Consider the following 26,751-nt stretch of genomic DNA (forward strand, 5'->3'; position numbering starts at 1 on the left):
AACAGGAGAAGGCAAAGGAGAAAGTGAGCCTGCAGTGCAGTGCGGTACAAACTGTACTGAAGCGCAACATCAACAAAACAGACGTTCTCAATTCACTATTAAAAGTGGTGGACCTAACAGTAATTAACCTCCAAGAGTTAGTTTCTAAAATTAAAAAGCCAGAACTTATGTTCTGGCTTTTTTTATAGCTAGTAATTAATTATTTGGGCTATGATAATTAGTAGGATATAAGAACAATTCTAAATGTTGTGTTTAGGCAACCTTATTTGCCGGACACGGCATTAACCTAAGGCGTAAAACTGTCTATTAAAAATATATTTAAAAAGTATTAAACTTGTCCCTCGAGCGCAGTCGAGAGGTGGCTTATAAAGTCATAAATAAAAAATGATTGATAATCTCCACCGAGCTTCGGTTTTAGTTTATTCTGAGCGTAGTCTGAAGGCTTTACCGGTCATTAATAATTAGATTGAATTCTCTATCCCAAGTGTTCTAAGTTTTGAACGGCGACATTTCTCACCATTGTCGAGAATAATCCCTATTTAAGATGTCTAAGGCATAACAAAGCGATATTAAGGGACAATAATGAGTATACACTATAGTCTGCATATTTCCGTTTAAAGCAAAAAAAAACCACATCGATTAAGATGTGGTTTTTTTTATTTAATTTCTTCACCATTTTTATCAATAAAATGGTATTCTAAATATGTGTAAGCATCTCTAGGTAAAATTTTGACCCATTTTTTGTGTTCAAAAAACCATTTTGAACGTATAGATGGAAAACCTCTCGTAAGAAAGGCCGCTATAAAAGGATGTGTGTTTAAAGTTATCTTTTTATAGTCTTTTTTAAATAATTGCTCAAGTTCATGCGTTAATTTTTGTACTAAAATAATTGGAGCTTCAACTTCTTCGCCATTATTTCCATTAGGATTTTCCTCGCTGGTTTTAATGTTCATTTCTGGTCTTACTCTCTGTCTAGTAATTTGAATTAATCCAAATTTACTTGGCGGTAATATTTTGTGTTTTGCTCTATCATCTTTCATTTCATCGCGAAGAAAGTTGTAGAGTTTCTTTCTGTTATCAGCTTTATTTAAATCTATAAAGTCAACAACAATAATTCCTCCCATATCACGAAGACGAAGTTGTCTAGCAATTTCAGCTGCAGAAATCATATTAACTTCCATTGCAGTCTCTTCTTGAGAGTTAGATTTGTTAGATCTATTTCCGCTATTTACATCAATAACATGTAGTGCTTCGGTATGTTCTATGACAAGGTAAGCCCCTTTAGCCATAGAAACCGTTTTACCAAAAGCGGTTTTTATCTGTCTTTCTACTCCATATTTTTCAAAAATAGGAATGTTAGATTGATGTAATTTTACGATTGATTCTTTTTTTGGTGCAATTTCTTGCACATACTCTTTAATTTGAATGTAAAGCGCTTCATCGTCTACTTGAATACTAGTAAAAGAGTCGTTAAATATATCTCTTAACATTGAAGAGGCTTTATTTAATTCTCCTAATACTTTTGAGGGATGATTGGCTTTGTTTAGTTTTTTACACATTGCGGTCCAGCGACCTAACAAATTTTGTAAATCTTTATCTAATTCTGCCACTTTTTTACCTTCGGCTACTGTGCGCACAATAACTCCGAAACCTTTAGGAGTTATACTCCTAACTAATAATTTTAATCGTTCCTTTTCTGCTTTATCTTCTATTTTTTGAGAAATAGAAATACGATCAGAAAACGGGACTAAAACAATATATCTACCGGCTATAGAAAGCTCTGAGCTTATTCTAGGGCCTTTGGTAGAAATTGGTTCCTTTACTATTTGTACTAATAGAGATTGATTTGATTTTAAAACATCGGCAACTTTACCGTCTTTATCAATCTCTTTTTCAAATGGGTAGTCTTTTAAAGAAAAGTCATTTAATTTACCTGTGCTTACACGTTTTGTGAATTTCAAAAGAGAAGAAATTTTTGGGCCTAAATCATGATAATGCAAAAACGCATCTTTTTCATAACCTACATTTACAAATGCAGCATTAAGTCCAGGTACCGCTTTCCGTATTTTGGCAATAAACACATCACCAACGGCAAACTTGATACCATCCTCCTCTTTATGCAATTCAATAAGTTTTCCATCTTTTAATAAGGCAAAATCAACAGCTTCTGAATTAGATCGAATAATCAATTCTTTATCCATAAGTTAATTTTTATCCATACAATTAAGTATAGATGGATTATACATTATTTTTCACAGGATTTTAAAATCCAGTGAGTTTAACAAATACGCAAGGTCTTACATATTTTTAACATTAAACTCGTTGTCAAAGAACATTGTTTTAATAAAACAAAAAAGTAGTTTTACAACTACTTTTTTGAACTATTTCTTCTTTTTGTGTCGATTAGCGCGTCTTCTTTTTTTACGCTTATGCGTTGCAACCTTGTGTCTTTTTCTTTTTTTACCACTTGGCATAAGATCTTGGTTTTAAATTAATAATTCGTTTATATGTTACTTTACGTCTACATTCGTTTTTACACCCTCTACAAATACTTTTGCCGGTTTAAAAGCAGGTATATTGTGTGCAGGGATTTTAATGGTAGTATTCTTTGATATATTTCTACCCGTTTTTTCAGCTCTAGTTTTAATAATAAAACTACCAAAACCTCTTAAATATACATTGTCACCACTTTCTAAAGATGTTTTTACTTCATCCATAAAAGTCTCGATAGTAGCTTGTACATCTCCTTTTTCAATTCCTAATTTTTCAGAAATTTTTGATACTAAATCAGCTTTAGTCATTTTCTTTTCTTGTTTGCGTTACTATTAATTATAAGGGAAGGCAAATATAAGAATTTAATATTCAATATTTCAAACCTAATCCATTAAAATTTAATGCTATAAACGTTTACATTTGTGCATAGTATTTAATTAAAAAATGAACATACAGAAAACTCTAATAGACTGGTATATAGTAAATAAGCGCGATTTACCGTGGCGAAACACAACCGATCCCTATTCTATTTGGCTGTCAGAAATTATTCTACAACAGACACAAGTTGCTCAAGGGTTACCATATTACACGTCATTTGTCTCTAATTACCCCACAATATTTGATCTTGCCGATGCCGATGAAAGCGATGTTCTAAAATTATGGCAAGGACTCGGTTACTATTCTCGAGCTCGAAATTTACATACTTCTGCACAATATATCGCAACCGAATTAAAGGGGGTGTTTCCAAAAACGTTTTCCGAGATTATTAAACTAAAGGGAGTGGGTGACTATACCGCAAGTGCAATAGCATCCTTTTGTTATAATGAGAAAACAGCGGTGATAGATGGAAACGTGTATCGTTTTTTATCACGTTTTTATGGTATTTATACCCCTATTACTGGCGGTAAGGGTTTTAAGGAGTTTAAAGCTATAGCTCAGAATCTTATTGAGACTGTAGATCCTGCAACATTTAACCAAGCGATTATGGAGTTTGGAGCACGCCAATGCAAACCTAAAACGCCCGACTGCACGGTTTGCCCTTTTAGTAGCGATTGTGTGGCCTTTCAAAAGGAAGAGATTAAATGTTTGCCCGTTAAATTGAAGGCTTTAAAGGTGAAGAAAAAATTCTTTAATTATATCGTTATACTTTCCGAAGATAATACAACAATTGTCGAACAACGGCAAGGTAAAGGGATTTGGCAAAATTTGTATCAATTTCCATTAATTGAAACCGATACAGCGGCCAATTATGAGACGGTACTAAAAGCTGTTAAAGCGTTAAACTATGTGGAATCTGAAACTCTAGAATTGTCCTTATATAACACAACCGATATTGTACATAAATTATCGCACCAACATTTGTACACTAAATTCTGGATAGTTACTGTAAATGGTACGTTACCAGAGGGCGTGCCTTTTAATAAGGTGCCCACATTTCCTGTTCCTATTTTAATAGGTAATTTTATTGAAAATTTTAATTTTTAAAGCTTTAACACGGCGAACCATATTTTTTTATTAAATTTAAATTTATGAATTGTAAAGCCGTAATTTTGCGGATTAAACTAAAGACTATTTATGTCAGGTACGTTAAATAAAGTTATGCTAATTGGGCATTTAGGAGACGAAATCAAAATGCACTATTTTGAAGGTGGCGGGTGTGTTGGGCGTTTTCCTTTAGCGACTAACGAAACCTATGTAAGTAAACAAAATAACGAACGCGTTACAAATACCGAATGGCACAATATTGTGTTGCGTAACAAAGCGGCAGAAATTTGCGAAAAATATTTAAGTAAAGGCGATAAAGTCTATATTGAAGGCCGTCTTAAAACAAGAAAATGGCAAGATGATTCTGGTAACGATCGCTATGCAACAGAAATTCAAGCTACAGATTTTACATTTTTAAGTACAAAGAAAGAAAGTGAACAAAATGCAGCTGCCTCTCAAGAATCTAAACAAGAGTCTCAAAACGAAGCGCCAAAGAACGGCTTAACTTCGCCCTCTGCTGCCAAAGATTCTAACAACGATGGTGATAACGATTTACCATTTTAATACTAAATTTTAACGCATTGGATCCCGAACCCACGAGCTTATTTTCATTTATTTCTTCAATCGATTTTTCGGTTGTTTTAGGTTTTTTATTGTTAATAATATTACTAATTTGTTCCGCTTTAATATCTGGAGCAGAAGTCGCTCTTTTTTCGTTAACTAGAACAGACATCGAGCAGGAAGACTATAAATCGTCTAAAGCTATCGAAATAATTACCGGCCTTCTAGAGCGTCCTAAAAAGCTACTGGCAACAATTCTAGTTGCTAACAACTTCATTAATATTGGTATTGTTATACTTTTCGCCTTTTTAGGGAATTTTATGTTTGAAAGCATAGTCAATCCTGCCCTTAAATTTGTGGTCGAGGTTGTTGTAATTACCTTCTTAATTTTGCTGTTTGGTGAGATTTTACCCAAAGTTTATGCTAGCCGAAACAGTTTGAAATTTGCTATTTTAATGGCCTTTCCACTACGAGTTTTAGATTTTCTTTTTTCTCCTATAAGTTTGCCAATGCGTGCTATAACGCTAGGCATTCATAACAAATTAGGAAAACAAAAATCTAATTTAAGTGTAGACCAATTATCGCAAGCTTTAGAGCTTACAAGTGGAGACGATACGACAAAAGAAGAGCAGAAAATACTTAAAGGAATTGTGTCGTTTGGTAACACCGACACCAAGCAAGTAATGCGACCGCGTTTGGATATTTTTGCGTTAAATGTAGAGCAGGAATACAGTGAAATTATTAAGGAAATCACCGAGAACGGCTATTCTAGAATCCCGGTATACACCGATAATGTCGATAATATAAAAGGAATACTGTACGTTAAAGATTTACTACCGCACATAAACGATAAAACATTAGACTGGGTCGCGTTAATTCGTGAACCGTTTTTTGTGCCAGAAAATAAAAAACTGGATAATTTAATGGCTGAATTTCAGGAGAAGAAAGTCCATCTGGCTGTAGTGGTAGACGAATATGGTGGCACATCTGGTATTGTGTCTTTAGAAGATATCATAGAAGAAATTGTAGGAGATATTAGTGATGAGTTTGATGATGAGGATGTGATTTTTTCTAAATTAGACGATAAAAACTACGTGTTCGAAGGGAAAACGGCTTTAAAAGATTTTTATAAAATTATAAAGCTCGACAATTCGAGCGTTTTTGAAGATAAAAAAGGAGAAGCTGAAACCCTAGCTGGCTTTATACTAGAGATTTCTGGAGGATTCCCTTCACAAGCCGACGAGATTACGTTTGAAGACTATATGTTTAGTATTGAGGTTTTAGATAATAAAAGAATAAAACGTTTAAAAGTAACCTTACCTAGTACTGAGGATGTTTAAAAATTAGATTGTTAAAATGAATACTATAAAGAGTTGTATTGACCTAAAAAGCAGTGTGATAGTTGTCTTCTTTTTTACGCTGTTAGGCTGTAATGAAGCGGTAACACCTAAGCCCAAGGCCTTTTTAAGATTAGAATATCCTGAAGCTATTTATAATAGGGAGAATTTGGAGGTTCCGTTTAGTTTTGATAAAAATGAATTGGCAGAAAAAGTAAGCGTAAAACAGTTGCCAGCGGCGACATTAAGTTATGGTGTGAATGTAACTTACAAGAAATTAAAAGGTACTATTTACTTAACCTATAAAAATATTGAAGGTAACGAAGCGTACCTCAGAAATTATTTAATAGATGCTCAGAACTTTACGCAAGAACACACTAAAAAAGCAGATGGTATTGCTGGAGAGGTCTATGAAAACAAAAGGAGTAATGTTTACGGTATGTACTACGAAGTAAATGGAGATGCTGCTTCGCAAGCGCAATTTTATGTAACCGACAGTACTAATCATTTTTTAATTGGGTCTTTATATTTCTACGCAAAACCTAATTACGACTCTATTTATCCGGCCGCGAAATATCTTCAAAAAGACATTAAGCGATTAATGGAAAGTATTACTTGGAAATAAAAGAATACGTCAATTTTATGCAGACACTAAAAGGTAATGAATAGAAAAGGCTTCGCATAGCGAAACCTTTTCTAGTAAATTGTATCTGTAAATTATGCTTTCTTTGCCTCTTTAGAGCAGCACGCTTTTTTACAATCTTTAGCACAAGCCATAGTTTTTTCTAAACCTTCAGCAGCTTTTGTACAGCAATCCATTTTGCAATTTGCTTTCTCTTCCGCTGTTTTATCTTTACAACAGTCTTTATCGCAAGATTTTGCTTTCGAAAACGCTGTAACAGATTTAATATCTTTTACTGTATAAGTGTCAGACACACCAGTTACGGTTGTTTCTAAGGACGCAGGAGTGACTTTAGCTTCGTCGTATTCTACCATTGCTAATTCTCTATCAAAATCGACAGCCACCGATTTTACGCCTTCCATTTTAGAGATTTTTTTCTCTATGGTTTTGGCGCAGCCTATGGCGCAAGTCATTCCTTCTATTTTAAATTCTGCTTTGGCGTAGGTGGCATTGGGATCTAATTCTGCTTTTTCGGCGTCAGCGGTAACTGTCGTTTCTGTGTCTACTGTCTTAACTTCCGGTTGCGCTTCATTCTTACAGTTAAAAGCAAGTAATGCTAATACAGCGATAACTATACTGTTTTTTAAATTTTTCATAGTGTGTATAAGATTAATTTGTCTCTTACAAAATTAGCAAAAATGTATTATTTATTGACTTAAATAATACATTTTTGCATATTATTAAAATAATTAACACTAATGAAAAATTCTAAATGGACATACCTGATTATATTATCTGTAATTTGGGGTACGTCCTTTATATTAATTAAAAAATCTTTAATTGGTTTAACGTCCTTTCAATTGGGGGCTTTAAGAAATCTAATTACAGGGTTGTTATTATTAGCAGTTGGCTTTAATCACATTAAAAAAATTGAAAAAGGCACTTGGAAATGGATGGCATTATCGGGTTTTCTAGGCTCTTTTTTTCCTGCATTTTTGTTTGCTATCGCCCAAACCGAAATTGATAGTGCGGTTGCTTCCATTTTAAATTCATTAGTACCGTTAAACACCATTTTAATGGGATTTGCTATATTTAAAATCGCATCTACAAAACGACAAATAGCAGGAGTGATTATTGGTTTTATTGGGACTTCTATTTTAATTTTAAAAGGAGCAGAGTTAAATCCGAATCAAAATTACTTCTTTGCTGGATATATTATTTTATCTACGCTTATGTATGCGGCGAATGTAAATATTATTAAACGGTATTTACAACATGTTAAACCTTTAACGATTGCTGTGGGGAGCTATTCCACTATAATTGTGCCTGCGTTAATTGTCTTGCTGTTTTCAGGTTTTTTTACGGTGGATACTTTCAATAGTCCGGAGCTTAAAAGTGCCTTATTTCATGTCTTTGTTCTTGCTCTATTTGGCACGGCAATGGCAAAAGTGTTGTTTTTTAAATTGGTGCAGCTTTCGACGCCTGTTTTTGCTTCGTCAGTCACTTACGTAATGCCTATAGTTGCCTTGGGCTGGGGTTTGCTAGATGGTGAAGGGTTTAGTTGGTCTCAAGGATTTGGAAGTTTATTTATTTTAATTGGCGTGTATTTGGCCAATAGGACAAAAGCATAAAAAAAACCGATACTTAAAAAGTACCGGTTTGATAGGGTAAAAATGTTTACTAATTAATTAAAATCTTCAACTGAAACACCTTCATTTATTTTTACAGAGGTCGTTTCAAAAATTATAGTTTGCGGCCCGTTAACGATATGTTGTGTATAGGGAATCATTACATCGTTTACTTTCTTGTAATTTGAAGTGTCTTCAACTGAATTGATTGTTTGGCCTTGCGCTTCTGTAGTGCCTTCAGTACGCACTAAATAATTACTGTCTACACCATAATATTTATGAGATACTTTATCTCCTTGAGTTACTTTAATTTTATAGGTATCTTGGCCCTCTATTACAATAATAGATTCTAGAGACATATCGGCTGGCGTTAAATATAGTTCTTCGAATATTCCTTTTTGAGCTTTCTTTTCAGCTAGAACTGATGCTTCCATAGGGGCTCTTTGGCCTGCCTGTTCTTGGTACCCAGAAACACCGTTAAATTTTTGTTTCATAACAGTACCCATTCCTTCTATGTTTAATTCCATAGAAAACTTATTTGGCGCCATAGATTTAACCGTTGCTTTTGGTGCGTATGGTGCGCCTTGAATGGTGACGTTTGCTTCTACTAAAAGAGAGTTTACTTTGTTTAAGTTCTCTTTACCTCCAATAGCAGTAATGTAATCATTAATTACTGTTTGTGCTGTGACACCTTCAGGTATGGGTTTCGAAAATGTTGGTTTATCAACTGGGTTTGCGTAAGCATCAAAATATTTAATTGTGAGTCCAGTTTTCTCTAAGTTATTTATAACCTCACTTCCTTTTCCTACAACAACAATTCTAGCATTATCGGTAGAGAAATATTTATTTGCAACACGTTTCACATCGGCAACAGTTACGGCATTAATTTTTTCTAAATACGTTTTATAGAAATCTTTAGGCAAGTTATCTGTTTTTATATTTAAAGCATAGTTTGCTACAGTTCTTGGGCTTTCTAGAGCTAAAACAAAGTCTCCAACATATTTTGCTTTAGCATTATTTAAAGCTTCATAAGTAACATTTGTCGTTTTAATACGCTTTAATTCTTTTAAGCTTTCTACGACAGCACTGTCTGTAACCGCGTTTCTTACTGCTGTTCCTGCTGTAAAACGAGAAGCGCCGTAGCGATCTGTACCGACATTAGACCGTGCGCCATAAGTATAACCGTTAGCTTCACGTAGATTCATATTTAAGTAAGAATTAAAACCGCCACCTAAGATTTTATTAGCAATTAATACCGCGTGGTAATCGGGGTCATTCATTTTTAAGACGACGTTGTTCGTTATTGAGATATTGGATTGCACCGCATTCGGCATATCAATAAAGTTGATTTGTGTGTATTGCACATTATCTATTGGCTTTGGTACAGTCGTTGAAATATCTGCTTCTTCTTCCCATTTTTTGAAGTATTTTTCAACTTGTTTTTTTATGGTATAAAAATCGACGTCACCTACAATTACTAAATACGCATTGTTTGGGTTAAAATATGTCTGATAATAGGCACGGATATTATCTATGGTGATGTTGTTTAGGGTTTCTTCGGTAACAAATTCTCCATAAGGGTGATTTTTACCGTAAGACAAGGCGCCGCCAACGCGAGAGGCTACTGCATCTACACTTTTAGCGTTCGACTTAATTCCTTCGATTGCTTTTGCTTTTTCTTTCTGAAATTCTTCATCTGTTAAAAGTGGATTAATAGCAGCGTCTGCCATTAGCTCCATAATACGCTCAGAATATTTTGAAAGTGCACTTGCTGAAGCGCCTTCAGCATTAAAATTGAGTCGCGCTCCTAAGAAATCGATTTCTTCGTTAAAGACATCTTTAGAAATAGTAGCCGTTCCGTTTCCAAGCATTGCGCCTAATAGACTAGAGGTACCAGCGTTTTTTCCTTCAGCGTGTGGTTTGTTGTCAATTTTTAAAGTGTAAGATACCCGCGGTAATTTGTGGTTTTCTACCACCAACACTTTAAGTCCGTTTTTAAGTTGAAATTCACCGGGCACTTCCAACGTAATTTTTGGAGCTGGTCCTGGTTTTGGTTGCATTGATCTATCTATTTGTGCTGTTGCAGAAAGAGATAATAAAAACAATGCTATAAGAGTCGTTATTTTTGTTTTCATCTGTATTGTTTTGTTTTAATATCGTTTTTAAAGGGTGCTCTTTCAAATTAAATTTGAATTAAAAGCGTCTGTTTAATCGTATATTTTAGTTGTCGTCTTTTTGTGGTAAATAATCTAAAATTAAACGCTGGTTTGGGTTTAGATATTTGTTAGCAACAGCTTGCATTTCTTTTCTGGTAATAGATTTGTAAATTTCGAGTTCGTTATTAATTAAATTAACATCGCCATATAGCATGTAGTATCGTGCTAAAGAATTTGCAATTCCAGCCACGCTAGAGTTTGCGTTAACAAAATTATTCTCGAATTTATTAAGAAGTTTTTGATGGTCTTTTTCAGAGATTAACTCTTGTTGAATTTTAACAACCTCCTCATCCATTTCACTTACCAATTGGTCTAAAGTAACATCGCCTAGTGGTAAGGCAAAAAGAGCATATGTACCATAATCTTCTTGACTTAAGTTAACCGCTGCCACTTGTAACGCCATTTTTTTATCATCCACTAGTTTTTTGTATAAAACAGAAGACTTTCCATCGCTTAGATAACTAGAAATCATATCTAAAACATAAGCATCGCGCTCTTTAAAAGACGGTGTTCTATATGCAGCAATTACCGCTGGAATTTGAATATTACTATCGTAAGCTTTCGCTGTTATCGTTTCTGTAATAGGATCTTCTTTTGGAAAATTTCTTACAATAGCTTCACCTCTAGGAATAGGGCCAAAATAATTTTGAACCATTTTTTTTGTTTCGGCAACATCAATATCTCCAGCCACAACTAATACAGCGTTGTTTGGCACATAGAACTTTTTGTTGAACGCTTTAAATTCTTCTAAAGAAGCGGCGTCAAGATGTTCCATTTTACCAATAGTTGTTCCTTTATACGGGTGCTTTTTAAAGATGTATTGTTTTACTTCAGCCAAGAGATTTCCGTAGGGCTGGTTGTCTACACGTAAACGTTTTTCTTCCTTTACGACTTCATTTTGTGTATCTACACCAATTTGGTTAATAATAGGGTGTAGTAAACGCTCAGATTCCATCCATAAACCTAATTCTAGGCTGTTAGAAGGGAATACTTCGTAGTAGTACGTTCTGTCGTCTGTAGTATTTGCATTATTGCTTCCGCCGTTGGACGACACAATAGTAAACCATTCGCCACGCGGGATGTTTTTGGTGCCCTCGAATAATAGGTGTTCAAAAAAGTGGGCCATTCCAGTTCGTTCTGGGTTTTCGTCTTTTGCACCAACATGGTACATAACAGAGGTGGTTACAACTGGAGCGGAATTGTCTTGATGTAAAATAACGTGCATGCCATTATCTAAATCATACTCTTCAAACTTAACTTCTTGAGCGTGCATAGATATACCAGCTAAAAGCAAAGCCGCTAACGAGAATAAATTTTTTTTCATTTTTGAGATTGTTTTAGTTAATCAATTTAATTATAGGTCTATAAAGCGTGCTTTTTGTTACAAGCCTTAACCAAAAATAACAATTGTAAAGGGTTTTAAATGGTTTATTCGTTAAAAAATAATGAGTTATGCCCAATAAATCAATTTATTTCCCGAACTTTATGGAAATACAAAAAAATATATATACACATAATGAGAAAAATAGCTTTACCAGTTAGATTTGGAATAATAATTAGTGCCTTATTAGTTGCGTTCTTTTTAATTTTGTCTTTGTTTGGCTTGCACACAAAACCAATGTTTAGTTTACTAAATGGTGTGATTACCGGTTTTGGTATTTATGAAACCATACGATATTACAAGTTAGAGCAGGGTAAAAACTTTACATATACAGGAGGTTTTACTGTTGGACTAGTTTCTGGGTTTATTGCAACACTATTGTTTACAGTTTTTTTCTTGTTTTACGCCACCGAAATCGACCCTTTGTTTTTAGAAAAATTGCTAAATGTGTTTAAAGGCGATTACAGAGTAGGCGTTGGTTTAGTGGCTTTTGTTGTCGCAATAATGGGTTTTGCAACAACTGTTGTTTTAACATTAACGTGTATGCAATTATTTAAAAACAGTAATAATGTTGCGCAAAATGTATAAAATGCTTGTAGATTAATTAATTAGAGTTATATTTGCACTCATTTTATCAATTTAATTAAATAAAAACGTTACGCTATGTACGCAATTGTAGAGATAGCAGGGCATCAATTTAAAGTTGTAAAAGACCAAAAAGTTTACGTTAATCGTTTAGCAGTAGAAGAAGGGAAAGAGATATCTTTCGATAAAGTTCTTTTAATTGCAGATGGTGACAATATAACTCTAGGCGCCCCAGCTATAGGCGGAGCACAAGTAAGTGCAAAAGTCTTAAGTCACCTTCAGGGTGATAAAGTTATTGTTTTCAAAAAGAAAAGAAGAAAAGGTTACCGAAAGAAAAACGGTCACAGACAAGCCATTTCTGAAATTATTATTGGAGATATTTTAACTTCGGGAGCAAAAGCTGCTCCAAAAAAAGAAACCAAAGCTGAATCTAAAGTTGAAGCAAAAGCAGATGCAAACGATGATTTAAGTAACTTAACCGTTGCTGAATTAAGAGATATGGCTAAGGCGAAAGAAATTTCAGGATACTCTTCTATGAAGAAAGCTGAATTAATTGCTGCATTAAGCTAATTATTAACTTTATAAAACCTTAAGACAATGGCTCACAAAAAAGGAGTTGGTAGTTCTAAAAATGGTAGAGAATCAGAATCGAAACGTTTAGGTGTTAAGATTTTTGGTGGACAAGCTGCTATTGCTGGAAACATTATCATAAGACAACGTGGTAACACGCATCACCCAGGTGAAAATGTATACCAAGGAAAAGATCATACTTTACACGCTAGAGTAGATGGTCTAGTAAAATTTACAAAGAAAAAAGATGATAAATCTTACATTTCTATTGAGCCTTTCGAAGCTTAGAAATTTTTCTTTTAAATGTATTAAACGCCTTTTCTTAATTGAAAAGGCGTTTTTTTTGTGCGTAATAATCGGGGATCATTCGCAAAAGCGATGTGTGTAGTCGTTTTAATTTTGAGATCGATAGAATAGATAAGCCTATCTAATTCTTGCGACCGATAAAACTGGATCAATTCCAAAAGTTGTGGGATTTTAGGATTGCAATTTTTTTTATTTATCAGTTCGTAAGTACCTCTCGACTGTGCTTGAGAAGACAACTTTATTACTTTATAAATCTATTTTTTTATACAACTCTAAGCTTTAGGTTGCTGTACTTGCCCAGTACATAGACTTCCCAAAACACAATCTTTAGGGATGAGCCCTGAATAGGGAGTTATATGCCTTTTTACTGTTCGGAAGTGCTGTTACTCGCTAACCTGCGTTAGGGATTGTAGCATTTGTCGGAGCTCTTTTTGTGTTGTTGCGCCTATGCAACGCAACAAAGCGACTGTGGAAAGCCCGACCCTTGTGGTAACGTACAAAAAAAATCCCAAACATAACTGTATGGGATTTAATATAATTTTATAAACGCAGCGACCTATAGTATAGAAGTGCTGGCGGTCTTTTTTAGTATCTGTAGTATTCAGGTTTGAAAGGACCTTCAACTTTTACACCAATATATTCTGCTTGGTATTGCTCTAATTCGGTAAGCTCAACACCTATTTTTGCTAAGTGTAATTTGGCTACTTTTTCGTCTAAATACTTAGGTAACATATACACTTGGTTTTCGTAAGCGTCTCTGTTAGTCCATAATTCAATCTGCGCTAAGGTTTGGTTTGTGAATGAGTTACTCATTACAAAACTTGGGTGACCTGTTGCACAGCCTAGGTTTACTAAACGACCTTCGGCTAATAAAATAATATCTTTTCCGTCTATTGTATATTTATCAACTTGTGGTTTAATCGTGTTTTTAGTATCACCATAGTTATCGTTTAACCAAGATACTTGAATTTCGTTATCGAAATGCCCAATGTTACAAACGATGGTTTTATCTTTCATAGCCTTAAAGTGCTCACCACGTACAATGTCTTTATTTCCAGTCGTTGTAATAATGATATCGGCCGTTTTTATAACTGTTTCTAGTTTTTTAACCTCAAAACCGTCCATTGCTGCTTGTAGCGCACAGATAGGGTCTATTTCTGTAACGGTAACAATACTTCCGGCGCCTTTAAAAGAAGCGGCTGTACCTTTACCAACATCACCGTAACCACAAACGATAACACGTTTACCAGCTAACATAATATCGGTGGCACGACGTACTGCATCTACGGCACTTTCGCGACATCCGTATTTATTATCGAATTTAGATTTTGTTACACTATCGTTAACGTTAATAGCTGGCATTGGTAATGTCCCTGCTTTTACACGTTCGTATAAACGGTGTACTCCGGTAGTAGTTTCTTCAGATAAACCGTTAATTCCTGCTGCTAATTCAGGATATTTATCTAAAACCATATTTGTTAAATCTCCACCATCATCAAGAATCATGTTTAGGGGCTGTCTGTCCTCTCCAAAAAACAAGGTTTGCTCGATACACCATTCAAATTCTTCTTCTGTCATATCTTTCCAAGCATAAACAGCAGTTCCTGTTTGTGCAATAGCGGCAGCCGCTTGATCTTGAGTAGAGAAAATATTACAAGAACTCCACGTAACTTGAGCGCCTAAAGATTGTAATGTTTCAATTAAAACAGCCGTTTGAATGGTCATGTGTAAACAACCTGCAATACGTGCTCCTTTTAAGGGTTGTGAGTTTTTGTATTCTTCGCGTAAGCTCATTAAACCTGGCATTTCTGCTTCGGCTAATTCTATTTCTTTTCTTCCCCAATCGGCTAAAGACATATCTTTAACTTTGTTAGGAACATAAGCAATTGTTTTTGTACTCATAATGTGTTTTAAGTTTTATTAGCTTCGCAACTTTGGGTTAAACTTAAAATAGCTTAAATTCGTCAACCAAAACTGGAAAGTAGCCTTTAGGCCATATTTACAATAAAATTTCAGACTGCAAAGATAATCAATAACATTCAGAATATTAAATGCCTCTTTATAAAACCATTACTGAAAATTCACAAACTACTGTTAAAATCTGGAAAATTGAAGAGTCTTACAGTGAGTTATTGGCGCCAATTACCTTAAGATCAGAGAGTGCATTGCGCTTATCTGGAATGAAAAGTGAATTGCATCAACGTGGATTTTTAAGCGTAAGACACTTATTGGCAGCGTTTGGATATACCGATGCCGACTTATTTTATGACGCCAATGGTAAGCCACATTTAAAGGATGGGAAATACATTTCTATTACACATTCTTTTACGTTTTCGGCCGTCATTATTAGTGAAAATGAAGTGGGAATAGACATCGAAAAACAGCGTGAAAAGATTATAAAAATAGCCTCTAAATTTGTAGAATATGAATTTGAATACCTCAAAGACGACGATACCGATTATATTAATAGGCTAACCGTTATTTGGGGAGCGAAAGAGTCGTTATATAAGCTTTTTGCGACTCCAGGAATGCTATTTAAAAAGCACTTTTTTGTCATTCCGTTTTGTATGACCGATCTAGAAACCGTAGCTTGGATAGATTATAACGGACTTAAAAAAAGATATACTACTAAGTTTTTAGAGTTTGAAGGATTTACGTGCGCTTATGCCTTAGGATAGATGAAACACGTTCTCGAACATATAAAAGCATCGGTAGTTATAAATAAAAAACTTCTTGCTATTTTAATAGATCCCGATAAGCAGAATATTGAAGCTTTACCGGATTTTATTACATTGATAAAGGCATCGGTAATTACATATATTTTTATTGGCGGAAGCACCGTTGAAGCCCAGCGCACAGAAACGCTAGTTTTAGCGCTTAAAAGACTCACAGATTTACCTTTAGTCTTATTTCCCGGCGATGTTACACAAATTACCGAAGCGGCAGATGCCGTTTTATTTTTGTCGTTAATTTCTGGCGACAACCCCGATTTTTTGATTGGTAAACACGTAAAAGCAGCGCGATTGCTGCGCAATAGTAACCTAGAAATTATTCCTACGGGATATTTACTTCTAGAAAGTGGGGCAGAAACAGCCGTACAGCGCGTAACGAAAACGCAGCCTCTAAAAAACTGTAAACACACCATTATCGATACTGCCAAGGCAGGCGAATTGCTAGGTCTGCAATTAATATATTTAGAAGCGGGTAGTGGAGCGGTAAATCCGGTTTCAGGTCACGTGATTAAAGGTGTGAAAAACGATCTTAATATCCCTCTAATTGTTGGTGGTGGCATTCGTTCTAAACAACAACTAGATGACGCTTATGCTGCAGGAGCAGATTTAGTCGTTATTGGTACCGCTTTTGAAAACAATAATTCCTTCTTTGAAGAGTTAGAGAGTTACAGCATTTCTGGGCGGTTTTTAAAAGCCAGATAAATAAAAATAATAATAGTATTTTAACATAAAAACAGTTCAATTTTTAGAGCTTGCATACCTATGGAAATATCAGTAGAATTAACATTAACACCATTACACGATAATTACGAACCCGCAATTATTAGCTTTATTAAAACGTTACGTGCTTCAGGATTAAGAGTTCTAGAAAACCCATTGAGTACCCAGGTGTATGGTGACTATTATGAGGTGATGGCGTTGCTAACGGCCGAAATTAAAAATGTTTTCGAGATGCTCGATAATGGCGTGATATTTATAAAAATTGTAAAGTCAGACAGACGCGATTATGAACCACATTTTTAATCTCTTATTCGAGCAATATTCTGGTTACGATACCCTAGACATTATTCTGGAAATCGTAGCTGTTGTGTTTGGTGTGCTCTCTGTTTGGTTTTCTAAGGAAAATAAAATAGGGGTGTTCCCAACAGGATTAATAAGTACGGCGATTTTTGTGTATTTATTATACAAATGGACGCTTTTAGGCGATATGATGATTAACGCCTACTATTTTGTTGTGAGTATTTATGGCTGGTATGTATGGACTCGAAAAGTCGATACCGACCACTTTACGCCCATTACGTACACCACCACCAAAGAGAAATGGATAAGTGTAATTATTTTTTGTATGACGTTGGGTTTCGTTTATTATGTCTATGAAATATTCGATAAGTGGACGAGCTGGACGGCGTATGTCGATACCTTTACAACAGCAATATTTTTTGTCGGAATGTGGCTTATGGCCAAACGAAAAGTTGAGAATTGGATCTTTTGGATTGTAGGAGATTTAATTTCGATACCGCTCTATTTTTATAAAGGATTAACTTTTACTAGTATGCAATATATAGGCTTTACAGTCTTAGCTGTATACGGATTTTTAGCATGGAAAAAGATTATAAACAAGAACCTTCAAGTTGCATAAAGGTTGTGCTCTTTGGGCCAGAATCGACTGGGAAAACAACGCTTTCTAAGCAATTAGCAGCACATTATAACACCGTTTGGGTGGAAGAATTTGCGAGAGATTATCTTCAGAAAAAGTGGGATATCGAACGAAAAATCTGTGAACCAAAAGATTTATTGCCCATAGCAAAAGGGCAAATGAAACTGGAGAATACATATGCTAAAAAAGCAAATAATGTGCTTATCTGCGATACCGATTTATTGGAAACAAAAGTGTATTCTGAAGCGTATTATTCTGGAACATGCGATCCTATTTTAGAAAAATATGCCTTGCAAAATACTTACGATCTTTATTTTTTAACTTATATTGATACGCCTTGGGAAAAAGATGATTTACGCGACAAACCTAAGGAAAGAGTCGCGATGTTTGAAGCGTTTGAAAATGCTTTGAAAAAATATAATAAACAGTACGTTTTGCTTAAAGGGGATTGGGCGATTCGTCTAGAAACCGCCATTGAGCATATCGATACATTAATAGCAAAGAGATGATGAGTTTTTCTATAAAACACACGAAAGAGATTGAAAATAAAGGGCTTTCAGTACAAGCAGTTAATAAACAGTTAGAGCTATTTAAAGCAGGACTTCCATTTATGTTCTTAAAATCGGCAGCTTCAATAGGTAATGGTATTTTAAGTTTGTCTAGTAAAGAAAAAACGTTCTTTTCAGACTATTATATGTCACATAAAGACGATTTAGATATTGTAAAATTTGTACCAGCTTCGGGAGCAGCAACACGAATGTTTAAGTTTTTATTCGAATTTTTAGAGTCCTATAACCCTAAAAAGGAAAGTGTAAATTCTTTTTTAAATAAGAATAATGCAACCGAGTTACCATTGTTTTTTGTTGGTTTAGAAAAATTTTCATTTTATAAATTATTATTAGACGAAACAAAAGCGTTGCATTGCAATTTTAGTGACTTGTCGAGCGACGAAAAAAGGGTGCTCCTAATTAAAACGTTGTTGGATGCAGACAAGCTTAACTATAGTTTTTATCCTAAGGGATTGTTGCCATTTCATAAGTATAAGACTAGTATAGCAACGGCTTTCGAGGAGCATCTATACGAAGCGGCGGCGTATGCAGCATCAAATAACGTGGCGAAACTTCATTTTACAATTTCAAAAGCGCATAAATCTATTTTTGAAAAAGAATTTAAACGTATTCAAAACTATGTAGAAAACAAGACCAAAACAACTTTTACTATTTCCTTTTCTTATCAAAATGAAACCACCGATACGATCGCGGTGACGCCAGATAACAAACCGTTTTTAGACGTTGACGGATCGTTGTGTTTTAGGCCCTCTGGTCACGGTGCCTTATTGTCTAATTTAAATGATTTTGAAGGGGATTTAATGTTTATAAAAAATATAGATAATGTCGTTGTTTGTCGGTTTGTGGATGAAGTCGCCGAGAACAAAAAAGTACTTGCCGGTGTTTTACTTGAGACGCAAAAACAAGCCTTTAGTTATTTAAAAGAGTTAAAAAATGAAACCCTTTCAGAACAACGTGTTATAGAAATTGCTAGGTTTTTGCAGCGTAAATTGAATGTTATTATTTCTTCAGAGTTTGAAAAGTATTCCTTGAAATATCAAATTGAATATTTAGAAACTAAACTAAACCGACCAATTCGTGTTTGTGGAATGGTTAAAAATGAGGGAGAACCTGGTGGTGGTCCGTTTTGGGTGAAAGATGAAGGCGGTCATCTGTCATTGCAAATTGTCGAGTCTTCTCAAATTGACAAGGAGAATAAGCAGCAACTCTTAATTTTAAAAAATGCAACACATTTTAACCCGGTAGATATTGTGTGCGGAATAAAAGATTACAAAGGAGAAACGTTCGATTTATCTAAATTTGTAGATCATAAAGCCGCTTTTATAACGCCAAAAACACATCTAGGAAAAGCACTGAAAGCTTTGGAATTACCAGGGCTTTGGAATGGGGGGATGTCGAATTGGAACACTATTTTTGTAGAAGTACCTACCGATACTTTTAATCCGGTTAAGACGGTAAATGATTTATTAAAAATTAAACATCAAGTGGTGTAATGTTTAATGCTGATGCCTTTATTAAAGAATGCCAATTCAAAGCAATAAGAAGCTCTGGAAGTGGAGGACAGCACGTTAATAAAACGGCGTCGAAAGTGGAACTTACCTTTTATTTAAACGCGTCTTCTGTGTTTCGCGAACGACAAAAAGAGCGTTTGCTGCTGCGGTTATCGAAACGATTAACCAAAGACAACGCTTTAATTTTACAATGTGAAGAGACTAGAAGTCAGCATAAAAATAAAGCGTTGGTCATAAAACGCGCACTTCAGCTTTTACAAGATGCTTTAGTTATTAGAAAAAAACGCATACGGACAAAAACGCCAAAATCTGTTATAAAAAAACGCTTGAAAAATAAAAGTCGGCGCTCGACGGTAAAAAGTAATCGTAAAAAACCTGATTTAGATTAAATTTTAAGAATAGGCATTCGAAATCAAAAAATCGATAGTATATTTGCAGCGTTCTCAAAAAAGGGGTGCCTATATCGGCTGAGATCATACCCAACGAACCTAGAACAGGTAATGCTGTTTAGGGATTTTTAATATAGATAAATGGGTGGTTTATTTATAAAAACTAATAGTAATTAATATAGAATAATAACCTCTTTTTATTCGATTAAGTTTTAATCGTAATGAAAAAACAATGTCTTTTTGTCTCATTTCTTGTTTTATCACTTTGTGCAACGGCACAAGAAAAACCACAAGATTCTACTAAAATTGAAACTTTAGATGAAGTCTTACTCTCGTCTACACGAGCGAAAGACAAAACTCCGGTAGCCTTTACAAATATTACAAAAGAGGAGTTAGAATCGTCTAACCTGGGTCAGGATTTACCCATTTTATTAGATCAATTACCCTCGGTAGTAACCACTAGCGATGCGGGTTCTGGTGTAGGTTATACAGGAATTCGTGTGCGTGGAACCGATGCCACACGTGTAAATGTGACTATTAATGGAATTCCTTATAACGATTCTGAAAGTCAAGGTACCTTTTGGGTTAATATGCCCGATTTTGTGTCTTCTGTTGAAGATATCCAATTACAACGTGGTGTTGGAACATCGTCAAACGGATCGGGAGCTTTTGGAGCCAGTTTAAATTTAAAAACACTAAATCCATCAACTGAAGGTTACGCTAATACAACCAATACTGTGGGATCTTACGGGACAAGAAAACACAATCTAAGTGTGGGTTCAGGAATAAAAAACAACTTTTATGCCGAGGCGAGACTTTCTAAAATTCAAAGTGATGGCTATATCGATCGTGCAGCATCCGATTTAAAATCATTTTATACGGAAGCAGGTTATATCACCGATAAAACACAAATTAAAGCATTGGTTTTTGGTGGCGATCAGCAAACATATCAATCTTGGAACGGAGCTCCGGAAGCGGTCGTAAATGGCGATTTGGAGGGGATTCAAGCATTTATTGATAGAAATTATTCTTCAGACGCTGAGGCGGATAATTTGTTAAATGCGGGACGTACTTATAATTCTTATACTTACGATAATCAGACCGATAATTATAAGCAAACACATTATCAATTGCACGGAACGCATCAATTTTCTTCGCGCTTTTCAGCAAACTTATCGGGGAATTTTACCAAGGGAGCAGGGTATTTCGAACAGTTTAAAGACAATGAAGAATTGGGCGATTATTTTCCAGGAAATTCCAATGCATCAGAGGAAGGAGATGTCATAAGACGGCGTTGGTTAGATAACGATTTTACTGCGATCGTCTATTCCTTAAATTATAAAAGAGATCAGTTAAACTTATATTTGGGCGGTGGTTATAATACCTATAAAGGGGATCATTACGGGGAAATTATTTGGGATTCTTTTGCGTCTGAAGTGCCTATTAGAAACAAGTACTACACCAGTGTTGGTGAAAAGAAAGATTACAGTACGTATTTAAAGGCCGAGTACGATTTAACTTCTAAATTATTTGCGTTTGCCGATGTGCAGTATCGGGCGGTGCACTATAACTCGACAGGTTTAAGTTCAGATTTAGAACCAATTGATGTCGAAAAGGACTATAGTTTTTTCAATCCAAAACTGGGATTGTCTTATAAAATAGATAATTACAATAGTGTTTACGGTTCGTTTGCTGTGGCTAATAGAGAGCCAAACAGAGACGATTTAACTAAAAACCCAGTCACTCCAAAAGCAGAGCGTTTAAACGATTTTGAGTTTGGATTTAAACACCGTACATCTGCGTTTTCTGCTACTGCCAACTTGTATTATATGTCGTATAAAGACCAATTGGTATTAACTGGCGATTTAGATAATGCTGGAGATGCTATTCGCGAAAATGTTGCCGATAGTTACCGCGCCGGAATAGAGGTGCAATTGGGGTATAAGGCTTCAGATAAGCTTAGAATTGACGCCAATGCAACTTTTAGTAAAAATAAAATAGACACATTTCATTATACCGTTTACGATACACAATACGATCCTAATACTTTCAATACCGTGTCTTATTCTCCTGTAGTTACCGAGTATAAAGATACCGATATTTCGTTCTCTCCAGAAATTATTGCCGGCGGAACAGTCACTTATAGTCTTTTAGAAGACCTCAATTTGAGTTTTATATCTAAGTATGTCGGTAAACAGTATTTAGATAATACCTCTAGCGCATCAAAAAGTATCGATGCTTATTTTGTGAGTAATATTAATGCGTCTTATAAAATATACCCAAATTGGATTAAGGAAGTGTCTTTTAATCTTTTGGTGAATAATATTTTCAATTCAGAGTATGTGTCTAATGGGTATACCTATAGTTATTTCTACAGGCCAGAAAATTCTGGAGATGAAGCCATCACAGAAAATTTCTACTATCCACAAGCGATAACAAACTTTTTATTGGGAATGACTCTAAAGTTTTAGTCTAAAAACAGTGTTGATTACAGTTTGTAAATTATAAAAAGGCCGCCTTCAAAAAAAGGGGGCTTTTTTAGTTATTATACACCCGAATTGTGTTGCCATTCGCTTCTACAAAATAACGCGTTAAACCATATTGCCCAGAAGTGCCTTGTTTTGGTGATCCTGTAATAATATTATAAGCGTTACCATCGTCGCAACTACACGTCGCGAAAATACCATCGACCGTTAATAACGAACACGAGTTTAATTGGTGGTTGGGGTCGCTAAGCTCGAACGCGTCATATTGCTCCCCACCAGAAAAAAAGACCACTACACCGTTAATACCATAATTACTACTAAGCACCACATAGTTTCCTGGAAATTGCATTTGATTAAATTGTGGTAAGTTCGTGTTAATTAACCCCTGAGTATCAAAAACCGCATTTGGGATATTAGGGTTGCCCGTAATACCATCGTCGTCATTTTTATTACAAGAGGAAAGGGTAATGGCTAATATGGATATAATTGAAAGTATTTTTTTCATAAGTTAATCTCGCTTTTATAAGTTTTGCAATTTACAACAAATGAGTAAACTGAATTAAATATTTTGTATATTTGCTTTACAATCTCGTAATATGCGGGATTTTTTTTGCGATACCTCAAAACTTGCTTTTGAGGTATTTTTTAGTAGAGCAAAGTCAAGTTATTTTTAAAACGTAAAGATCATGAGTAAAGTATCTTATTATACAGCAGAAGGATTAAAAAAATTAAGGGATGAGCTAAGGCGTTTAAAAGATGTTGAGCGCGTTAAGGCTTCAAAAGACATTGCTGAGGCTAGAGATAAAGGTGATTTAAGTGAGAATGCAGAGTATGATGCAGCAAAAGAAGCTCAAGGTATGCTAGAAATGCGTATTTCTAAATTAGAAGATCAAATGGCGGGCGCGCGCGTTATAGACGAGTCTCAAATGGATAGTTCAAAAATATTAGTGCTTTCTAAAGTGAAAATTAAAAACCAAACCAATGGGATGGAAATGAATTACACCTTAGTTGCCGATGGTGAAGCGGATTTAGCTTCTGGTAAAATTTCTGTAAACTCTCCAATAGGAAAAGGGTTATTAGGAAAGACAGTAGGCGATGTAGCCGAAATTCAAGTGCCGAATGGCGTAATGAAATTTGATATAATCGAAATATCTAGATAATTCTTCAGTACAAGACCTAAACTATACTCCTGTATATATTGTAAAATACCGCAATAATGCAGGATTATTTTTTTACCTTTAATTCAAATCATAAATTAATATAAATGGCATCTATTTTTACCAAAATTGTAAACGGCGAATTACCGTGTTATAAAATCGCAGAAACCGAGGATTTTTTAGCCTTCTTAGACGTCAATCCTAATGCAAAAGGGCACACGCTATGTATCCCTAAAAAAGAAATTGATAAAATTTTCGATTTGGATGAAGTGGAATACGCAGGATTAATGCGGTTTTCGCGTTTAATAGCCCAAGCCTTAAAGAAAACTATAGATTGTAAACGAATAGGGATGTCTGTAATTGGATTGGAAGTGCCACACGTACACGTGCATTTAATTCCGTTAACCACTATGGAAGATGCGCGCTTTATTAGTAAAACACAATTAACTCCAAAAGAATTTGAAGAGTTAGCGCTGGCTATTCAATCTAATTTATAGTTGTAATAAAACGTAGTAATAAGGTGTTTAAATAGTGCTTTAGAAGTTCTTAAACCCTTAGATAGAGAGTTAAAACAATGGAAGTTATTATAATACCGATAACCAATCCAACTAGAATCCAAGATAATTTCTTTAATTGAGTCGATGGTTTTTCGGGTGTAAGTGCTTTGTTTTGGTAGCGGTATACGCGCTCAATATCTTCCGTCCAACGTTGTGGGTAGATAGGTGTTTCGCAAATAGTGCAATGCATTTCTGTAAATATATCCTTGCCTATAGATTTATAAAATCGCGTATCTATAAATTTTTGTTTAAACGTTAAATGCAAGCCTTCTTTGCTAAAGCATTCAGGGCAATTGTTGTTAATAAACACTTCTTTTACAGTGACTAATTGTTCTGGCATAATGATAATATTATAACGACTTTAATGTTATTTGCATTGTGGTTCCTTTACCTATTTCAGAGTGTTTTACTTTTATTTTTCCGTTATGGAAATCTTCAATAATACGTTTTGCTAAAGAGAGTCCTAATCCCCAACCTCTTTTTTTACTAGTGTAACCGGGGTCAAAAATAGTATTAAATTCGCTTTTAGCTAGCCCTTTTCCAATATCTATAACTTTAATTTTTACTGTCGTTTCGTTAGCTTCTACAATAACGGTTAAATCGCCTTTTCCACGCATAGCATCGATAGCATTTTTAACCAAGTTTTCTAGCGTCCAACTATATAATTGTGCGTTTAATAGTACAAAAACGGGTGTTTCTGGAACGTGAAGCGAGAAGTTAATAAGTTTAGAAGAGCGCGTTTTAAGATAGTCGTAAGTAGCTTGCGTTTCCTTAATAATATCACATTGTTTTAGTGCTGGTAGCGATCCTATTTTACTAAAACGCTCGGTAATGGTTTGCAATCGGCTAATGTCTTTTTCAATTTCTATAATGTATTCCGGATTTACATTTTCAATTTTTAAAATTTCAGTCCACCCAATTAAAGACGATAAAGGGGTCCCTATTTGATGCGCCGTTTCTTTTGCCATTCCTGTCCATAATTTGTTTTGAGCGGCATTTTTGGTACTGCTATAAAACAAATAGACGACGGTACCAAAAAGAACAATAATGAGTAATAACGCGAGCGGATAGTATTTTAGTTTACTTAATATTTCAGAATCGCCATAGTATAATTTTCCTAAATCTATTTTTTCTTTGGTCTTAGGATCTGTGTATTCTAAATCTATTGGCGGGTTCTGATTTTTAAATTCATTGATTAAAGTGTCGAGATCTTCTTCAGAATTAATCGTTCTTTTTTTTAAATTATTTACACTCAGTTTGCCATCACTTGTCACTACAAACATAGGGTTTGTGTTTTCCGAAGTAATAACTAAGTCAATGACAGGGTTAATGTCCTCGTCCAATGCGCTTTTCTGAAATTCAATTTGTGCGGTGGCCCAAACATTCATTTTTTGCGCTTCTTCTTCTTTAAACTCTTGAAAAAACACATAGGTATTCCAAAGAATAAGTGTTATGATAATAAAGGACATTAATATAATTCCCCAACGAATTAACTGTCTGTGCTTTGTGTAAAACATTCGTTTTTCGTGTTAAGATACTTAAAAGTATATAAAGTTAATGTGTTAATAATATTGTGCAGCTAGTTCTTAAATCATTTTTAGTTGGTTTCAATAATGGTTACATTTGTCAAAAATAATACTTAAAAATGATTTCTTTCGAACCTAAAGAATTGGAAACCCCTAAGTTACATAGTTATTTGTTAAGTGCCGTTGCGCCTCGCCCAATTGCCTTTGCAAGTACGATAGACGACAACGGGAATCCAAATTTATCGCCATTTAGTTTTTTTAATGTGTTTAGCGCCAATCCGCCAATTTTAATTTTTTCTCCCGCACGACGCGTAAGAGGAAACACTACAAAACACACTTTGGAGAATGTAGAATTAACTAAAGAAGTGGTTATTAATGTGGTAAATTATAATTTGGTACACCAAGCTTCGTTAAGTAGTACAGAATATGCTGAAGGGGTTAACGAGTTTGAAAAAGCGGGATTAACAATGTTAAAAAGTGATCTGGTAAAGCCCTTTCGTGTGGCCGAATCTCCAGTACAAATGGAGTGCAAGGTAAAAGAGATTATTAAATTAGGAACAGAAGGCGGAGCAGGAAATTTAGTGATTTGTGAAGTGGTTAAAATACATATTGATGATGCTGTGTTAAATGAAGAAGGAGGCATAGACCAAAATAAATTAGATTTAGTATCTAGAGCAGGAGGTAGTTATTACAGCCGATCGAAAACAGGATTTTTCGAAATTCCGAAACCATTATCTTCCTTAGGAATTGGTGTTGATGGTTTGCCAGAAAGTGTTAAAGGAAGTCGTATATTAACAGGAAACGATTTAGGAATGCTAGGAAATGTGGAAGCATTGCCACCGCAACACATAATTGAAGCCTTTGTTAAAGCGCATAATATAAGCACATTAACTTTAGAGGAAAAACACAAAAAAGCACAAGTGTTTTTAAATGAAGGTAATGTGGAACATGCTTTTTGCGTGCTATTAGCGTAAAAAAGCAAA

At 34.8% G+C, this 26,751-nt stretch carries 28 protein-coding genes; 19 read left to right on the forward strand and 9 right to left on the reverse strand.

From position 1 onward, the window contains the following. Nucleotides 1–656: 656 nt before the first annotated feature. Together ES677_RS11765 and ES677_RS11770 are read right to left on the reverse strand one after the other, a co-directional pair. The gene (locus tag ES677_RS11765) at nt 657–2,201 is read right to left on the reverse strand and encodes an Rne/Rng family ribonuclease (protein ID WP_148370783.1); all 1,545 of its coding nucleotides are present in this window, start codon (nt 2,199–2,201) and stop codon (nt 657–659) included. A gap of 309 nt (nt 2,202–2,510) precedes the next feature. Continuing rightward, the gene (locus tag ES677_RS11770) at nt 2,511–2,801 is read right to left on the reverse strand and encodes an HU family DNA-binding protein (RefSeq protein WP_148370782.1); all 291 of its coding nucleotides are present in this window, start codon (nt 2,799–2,801) and stop codon (nt 2,511–2,513) included. A 136-nt stretch (nt 2,802–2,937) separates the two neighbouring features. Here ES677_RS11770 and mutY point away from each other — a divergent pair, with 136 nt between their 5' ends. The 4 genes from mutY to gldD all read left to right on the forward strand — a co-directional run bounded on the left by mutY (nt 2,938) and on the right by gldD (nt 6,501). After that, nucleotides 2,938–3,978: an A/G-specific adenine glycosylase gene (gene mutY, locus ES677_RS11775; protein WP_148381364.1), complete on the forward strand. Its 1,041-nt coding sequence runs from the start codon at nt 2,938–2,940 to the stop codon at nt 3,976–3,978. A gap of 90 nt (nt 3,979–4,068) precedes the next feature. Further along, nucleotides 4,069–4,542, forward strand: coding sequence for a single-stranded DNA-binding protein (locus tag ES677_RS11780; RefSeq protein ID WP_148370780.1), 474 nt, complete (start codon nt 4,069–4,071; stop codon nt 4,540–4,542). 17 nt (nt 4,543–4,559) lie between these two features. Beyond that, the gene (locus ES677_RS11785; protein ID WP_148370779.1) at nt 4,560–5,879 is read left to right on the forward strand and encodes a gliding motility-associated protein GldE; all 1,320 of its coding nucleotides are present in this window, start codon (nt 4,560–4,562) and stop codon (nt 5,877–5,879) included. A 16-nt stretch (nt 5,880–5,895) separates the two neighbouring features. Further along, nucleotides 5,896–6,501 carry a gliding motility lipoprotein GldD gene (gene gldD, locus ES677_RS11790; RefSeq protein ID WP_148370778.1) on the forward strand — a complete coding sequence of 202 codons (606 nt, stop codon included), beginning with the start codon at nt 5,896–5,898 and terminating at the stop codon, nt 6,499–6,501. Nucleotides 6,502–6,593: 92 nt separating this feature from the next. On the opposite strand, the gene ES677_RS11795 is transcribed toward gldD, so the two are convergent. Then, entirely contained in the window at nt 6,594–7,154 is a 561-nt protein-coding gene (locus ES677_RS11795) for a heavy-metal-associated domain-containing protein (RefSeq protein WP_148370777.1), read from the reverse strand. Nucleotides 7,155–7,256: 102 nt separating this feature from the next. On the opposite strand from ES677_RS11795, the gene ES677_RS11800 reads away from it, so the two are divergent. Further along, complete coding sequence (locus ES677_RS11800; protein WP_148370776.1) at nt 7,257–8,129, forward strand: DMT family transporter; 873 nt, start codon at nt 7,257–7,259, stop codon at nt 8,127–8,129. Nucleotides 8,130–8,182: 53 nt separating this feature from the next. Here ES677_RS11800 and ES677_RS11805 read toward each other — a convergent pair whose 3' ends face one another. Continuing rightward, nucleotides 8,183–10,261, reverse strand: a complete 2,079-nt coding sequence (locus tag ES677_RS11805; protein ID WP_148370775.1) for a M16 family metallopeptidase — start codon at nt 10,259–10,261, stop codon at nt 8,183–8,185. An 85-nt stretch (nt 10,262–10,346) separates the two neighbouring features. Continuing rightward, nucleotides 10,347–11,666 (reverse strand): M16 family metallopeptidase, encoded by a 1,320-nt coding sequence (locus tag ES677_RS11810; RefSeq protein WP_148370774.1) that lies wholly within the window; start codon nt 11,664–11,666, stop codon nt 10,347–10,349. A gap of 192 nt (nt 11,667–11,858) precedes the next feature. Between ES677_RS11810 and ES677_RS11815 the strand changes: the two genes are divergently transcribed. The 3 genes from ES677_RS11815 (at nt 11,859) to rpmA (ending at nt 13,166) form a co-directional block, all read left to right on the forward strand. Beyond that, a complete protein-coding gene (locus ES677_RS11815; protein ID WP_148370773.1) occupies nt 11,859–12,311 on the forward strand; it encodes a DUF4199 domain-containing protein in 453 nt (150 codons plus the stop codon). 75 nt (nt 12,312–12,386) lie between these two features. Continuing rightward, the gene (gene rplU, locus ES677_RS11820; RefSeq protein ID WP_148370772.1) at nt 12,387–12,878 is read left to right on the forward strand and encodes a 50S ribosomal protein L21; all 492 of its coding nucleotides are present in this window, start codon (nt 12,387–12,389) and stop codon (nt 12,876–12,878) included. A gap of 27 nt (nt 12,879–12,905) precedes the next feature. Next, nucleotides 12,906–13,166: a 50S ribosomal protein L27 gene (rpmA, locus tag ES677_RS11825; RefSeq protein ID WP_148370771.1), complete on the forward strand. Its 261-nt coding sequence runs from the start codon at nt 12,906–12,908 to the stop codon at nt 13,164–13,166. Between the two features lie 603 nt (nt 13,167–13,769). On the opposite strand, the gene ahcY is transcribed toward rpmA, so the two are convergent. Further along, nucleotides 13,770–15,086 (reverse strand): adenosylhomocysteinase, encoded by a 1,317-nt coding sequence (gene ahcY / locus ES677_RS11830; protein WP_148370770.1) that lies wholly within the window; start codon nt 15,084–15,086, stop codon nt 13,770–13,772. A 149-nt stretch (nt 15,087–15,235) separates the two neighbouring features. On the opposite strand from ahcY, the gene ES677_RS11835 reads away from it, so the two are divergent. From ES677_RS11835 to ES677_RS11870, 8 genes are all read left to right on the forward strand, one after another. Then, nucleotides 15,236–15,862 (forward strand): 4'-phosphopantetheinyl transferase family protein, encoded by a 627-nt coding sequence (locus ES677_RS11835; protein WP_148370769.1) that lies wholly within the window; start codon nt 15,236–15,238, stop codon nt 15,860–15,862. Next, nucleotides 15,863–16,618, forward strand: a complete 756-nt coding sequence (locus ES677_RS11840; protein WP_148381365.1) for a geranylgeranylglyceryl/heptaprenylglyceryl phosphate synthase — start codon at nt 15,863–15,865, stop codon at nt 16,616–16,618. A 60-nt stretch (nt 16,619–16,678) separates the two neighbouring features. Continuing rightward, the gene (locus tag ES677_RS11845; RefSeq protein ID WP_148370767.1) at nt 16,679–16,939 is read left to right on the forward strand and encodes a thiamine-binding protein; all 261 of its coding nucleotides are present in this window, start codon (nt 16,679–16,681) and stop codon (nt 16,937–16,939) included. Beyond that, the gene (gene pnuC / locus ES677_RS11850) at nt 16,923–17,555 is read left to right on the forward strand and encodes a nicotinamide riboside transporter PnuC (protein WP_148381366.1); all 633 of its coding nucleotides are present in this window, start codon (nt 16,923–16,925) and stop codon (nt 17,553–17,555) included. The genes ES677_RS11845 and pnuC overlap by 17 nt, the downstream gene beginning before the upstream one ends. Then, nucleotides 17,516–18,082 carry an AAA family ATPase gene (locus ES677_RS11855; protein WP_148370765.1) on the forward strand — a complete coding sequence of 189 codons (567 nt, stop codon included), beginning with the start codon at nt 17,516–17,518 and terminating at the stop codon, nt 18,080–18,082. Before pnuC ends, ES677_RS11855 begins: the two co-directional genes overlap by 40 nt. Next, nucleotides 18,079–19,635 (forward strand): DUF4301 family protein, encoded by a 1,557-nt coding sequence (locus tag ES677_RS11860; RefSeq protein ID WP_317130614.1) that lies wholly within the window; start codon nt 18,079–18,081, stop codon nt 19,633–19,635. The genes ES677_RS11855 and ES677_RS11860 overlap by 4 nt, the downstream gene beginning before the upstream one ends. Then, nucleotides 19,635–20,042, forward strand: coding sequence for an alternative ribosome rescue aminoacyl-tRNA hydrolase ArfB (gene arfB / locus ES677_RS11865; RefSeq protein ID WP_148370764.1), 408 nt, complete (start codon nt 19,635–19,637; stop codon nt 20,040–20,042). The genes ES677_RS11860 and arfB overlap by 1 nt, the downstream gene beginning before the upstream one ends. A 221-nt stretch (nt 20,043–20,263) precedes the next feature. Next, nucleotides 20,264–22,513 (forward strand): TonB-dependent receptor, encoded by a 2,250-nt coding sequence (locus ES677_RS11870; RefSeq protein ID WP_148381367.1) that lies wholly within the window; start codon nt 20,264–20,266, stop codon nt 22,511–22,513. A gap of 67 nt (nt 22,514–22,580) precedes the next feature. Here the strand turns inward: ES677_RS11870 and ES677_RS11875 are convergent, their stop codons facing one another. Continuing rightward, complete coding sequence (locus tag ES677_RS11875) at nt 22,581–23,033, reverse strand: hypothetical protein (protein ID WP_148370762.1); 453 nt, start codon at nt 23,031–23,033, stop codon at nt 22,581–22,583. A 181-nt stretch (nt 23,034–23,214) separates the two neighbouring features. Between ES677_RS11875 and greA the strand changes: the two genes are divergently transcribed. Further along, nucleotides 23,215–23,688 carry a transcription elongation factor GreA gene (gene greA / locus ES677_RS11880; RefSeq protein WP_148370761.1) on the forward strand — a complete coding sequence of 158 codons (474 nt, stop codon included), beginning with the start codon at nt 23,215–23,217 and terminating at the stop codon, nt 23,686–23,688. Between the two features lie 104 nt (nt 23,689–23,792). Further along, a complete protein-coding gene (locus ES677_RS11885) occupies nt 23,793–24,182 on the forward strand; it encodes an HIT family protein (protein WP_148381368.1) in 390 nt (129 codons plus the stop codon). Nucleotides 24,183–24,231: 49 nt separating this feature from the next. On the opposite strand, the gene ES677_RS11890 is transcribed toward ES677_RS11885, so the two are convergent. Together ES677_RS11890 and ES677_RS11895 are read right to left on the reverse strand one after the other, a co-directional pair. Next, a complete protein-coding gene (locus ES677_RS11890) occupies nt 24,232–24,582 on the reverse strand; it encodes a hypothetical protein (protein ID WP_148370759.1) in 351 nt (116 codons plus the stop codon). Between the two features lie 10 nt (nt 24,583–24,592). Next, nucleotides 24,593–25,759 carry a sensor histidine kinase gene (locus ES677_RS11895; protein WP_148370758.1) on the reverse strand — a complete coding sequence of 389 codons (1,167 nt, stop codon included), beginning with the start codon at nt 25,757–25,759 and terminating at the stop codon, nt 24,593–24,595. Between the two features lie 128 nt (nt 25,760–25,887). Here ES677_RS11895 and ES677_RS11900 point away from each other — a divergent pair, with 128 nt between their 5' ends. Continuing rightward, entirely contained in the window at nt 25,888–26,742 is an 855-nt protein-coding gene (locus tag ES677_RS11900) for a flavin reductase family protein (RefSeq protein WP_148381369.1), read from the forward strand. Nucleotides 26,743–26,751: the final 9 nt, after the last annotated feature.

This window comes from Bizionia gelidisalsuginis (genome assembly GCF_008086185.1).
GTDB classification, from domain to species: Bacteria; Bacteroidota; Bacteroidia; order Flavobacteriales; family Flavobacteriaceae; genus Bizionia; species Bizionia saleffrena.

What these genes read in the sequence shown, in the direction of transcription:
- ES677_RS11765 (WP_148370783.1), bottom strand. Translation starts at nt 2,201, where the DNA reads ATGGATAAAGAATTGATTATTCGATCTAATTCAGAAGCTGTTGATTTT.
- ES677_RS11770 (WP_148370782.1), bottom strand. Translation starts at nt 2,801, where the DNA reads ATGACTAAAGCTGATTTAGTATCAAAAATTTCTGAAAAATTAGGAATT.
- mutY (WP_148381364.1), top strand. Translation starts at nt 2,938, where the DNA reads ATGAACATACAGAAAACTCTAATAGACTGGTATATAGTAAATAAGCGC.
- ES677_RS11780 (WP_148370780.1), top strand. Translation starts at nt 4,069, where the DNA reads ATGTCAGGTACGTTAAATAAAGTTATGCTAATTGGGCATTTAGGAGAC.
- gldD (WP_148370778.1), top strand. Translation starts at nt 5,896, where the DNA reads ATGAATACTATAAAGAGTTGTATTGACCTAAAAAGCAGTGTGATAGTT.
- ES677_RS11795 (WP_148370777.1), bottom strand. Translation starts at nt 7,154, where the DNA reads ATGAAAAATTTAAAAAACAGTATAGTTATCGCTGTATTAGCATTACTT.
- ES677_RS11800 (WP_148370776.1), top strand. Translation starts at nt 7,257, where the DNA reads ATGAAAAATTCTAAATGGACATACCTGATTATATTATCTGTAATTTGG.
- ES677_RS11805 (WP_148370775.1), bottom strand. Translation starts at nt 10,261, where the DNA reads ATGAAAACAAAAATAACGACTCTTATAGCATTGTTTTTATTATCTCTT.
- ES677_RS11810 (WP_148370774.1), bottom strand. Translation starts at nt 11,666, where the DNA reads ATGAAAAAAAATTTATTCTCGTTAGCGGCTTTGCTTTTAGCTGGTATA.
- ES677_RS11815 (WP_148370773.1), top strand. Translation starts at nt 11,859, where the DNA reads ATGAGAAAAATAGCTTTACCAGTTAGATTTGGAATAATAATTAGTGCC.
- rplU (WP_148370772.1), top strand. Translation starts at nt 12,387, where the DNA reads ATGTACGCAATTGTAGAGATAGCAGGGCATCAATTTAAAGTTGTAAAA.
- rpmA (WP_148370771.1), top strand. Translation starts at nt 12,906, where the DNA reads ATGGCTCACAAAAAAGGAGTTGGTAGTTCTAAAAATGGTAGAGAATCA.
- ahcY (WP_148370770.1), bottom strand. Translation starts at nt 15,086, where the DNA reads ATGAGTACAAAAACAATTGCTTATGTTCCTAACAAAGTTAAAGATATG.
- ES677_RS11835 (WP_148370769.1), top strand. Translation starts at nt 15,236, where the DNA reads ATGCCTCTTTATAAAACCATTACTGAAAATTCACAAACTACTGTTAAA.
- ES677_RS11840 (WP_148381365.1), top strand. Translation starts at nt 15,863, where the DNA reads ATGAAACACGTTCTCGAACATATAAAAGCATCGGTAGTTATAAATAAA.
- ES677_RS11845 (WP_148370767.1), top strand. Translation starts at nt 16,679, where the DNA reads ATGGAAATATCAGTAGAATTAACATTAACACCATTACACGATAATTAC.
- pnuC (WP_148381366.1), top strand. Translation starts at nt 16,923, where the DNA reads ATGAACCACATTTTTAATCTCTTATTCGAGCAATATTCTGGTTACGAT.
- ES677_RS11855 (WP_148370765.1), top strand. Translation starts at nt 17,516, where the DNA reads ATGGAAAAAGATTATAAACAAGAACCTTCAAGTTGCATAAAGGTTGTG.
- ES677_RS11860 (WP_317130614.1), top strand. Translation starts at nt 18,079, where the DNA reads ATGATGAGTTTTTCTATAAAACACACGAAAGAGATTGAAAATAAAGGG.
- arfB (WP_148370764.1), top strand. Translation starts at nt 19,635, where the DNA reads ATGTTTAATGCTGATGCCTTTATTAAAGAATGCCAATTCAAAGCAATA.
- ES677_RS11870 (WP_148381367.1), top strand. Translation starts at nt 20,264, where the DNA reads ATGAAAAAACAATGTCTTTTTGTCTCATTTCTTGTTTTATCACTTTGT.
- ES677_RS11875 (WP_148370762.1), bottom strand. Translation starts at nt 23,033, where the DNA reads ATGAAAAAAATACTTTCAATTATATCCATATTAGCCATTACCCTTTCC.
- greA (WP_148370761.1), top strand. Translation starts at nt 23,215, where the DNA reads ATGAGTAAAGTATCTTATTATACAGCAGAAGGATTAAAAAAATTAAGG.
- ES677_RS11885 (WP_148381368.1), top strand. Translation starts at nt 23,793, where the DNA reads ATGGCATCTATTTTTACCAAAATTGTAAACGGCGAATTACCGTGTTAT.
- ES677_RS11890 (WP_148370759.1), bottom strand. Translation starts at nt 24,582, where the DNA reads ATGCCAGAACAATTAGTCACTGTAAAAGAAGTGTTTATTAACAACAAT.
- ES677_RS11895 (WP_148370758.1), bottom strand. Translation starts at nt 25,759, where the DNA reads ATGTTTTACACAAAGCACAGACAGTTAATTCGTTGGGGAATTATATTA.
- ES677_RS11900 (WP_148381369.1), top strand. Translation starts at nt 25,888, where the DNA reads ATGATTTCTTTCGAACCTAAAGAATTGGAAACCCCTAAGTTACATAGT.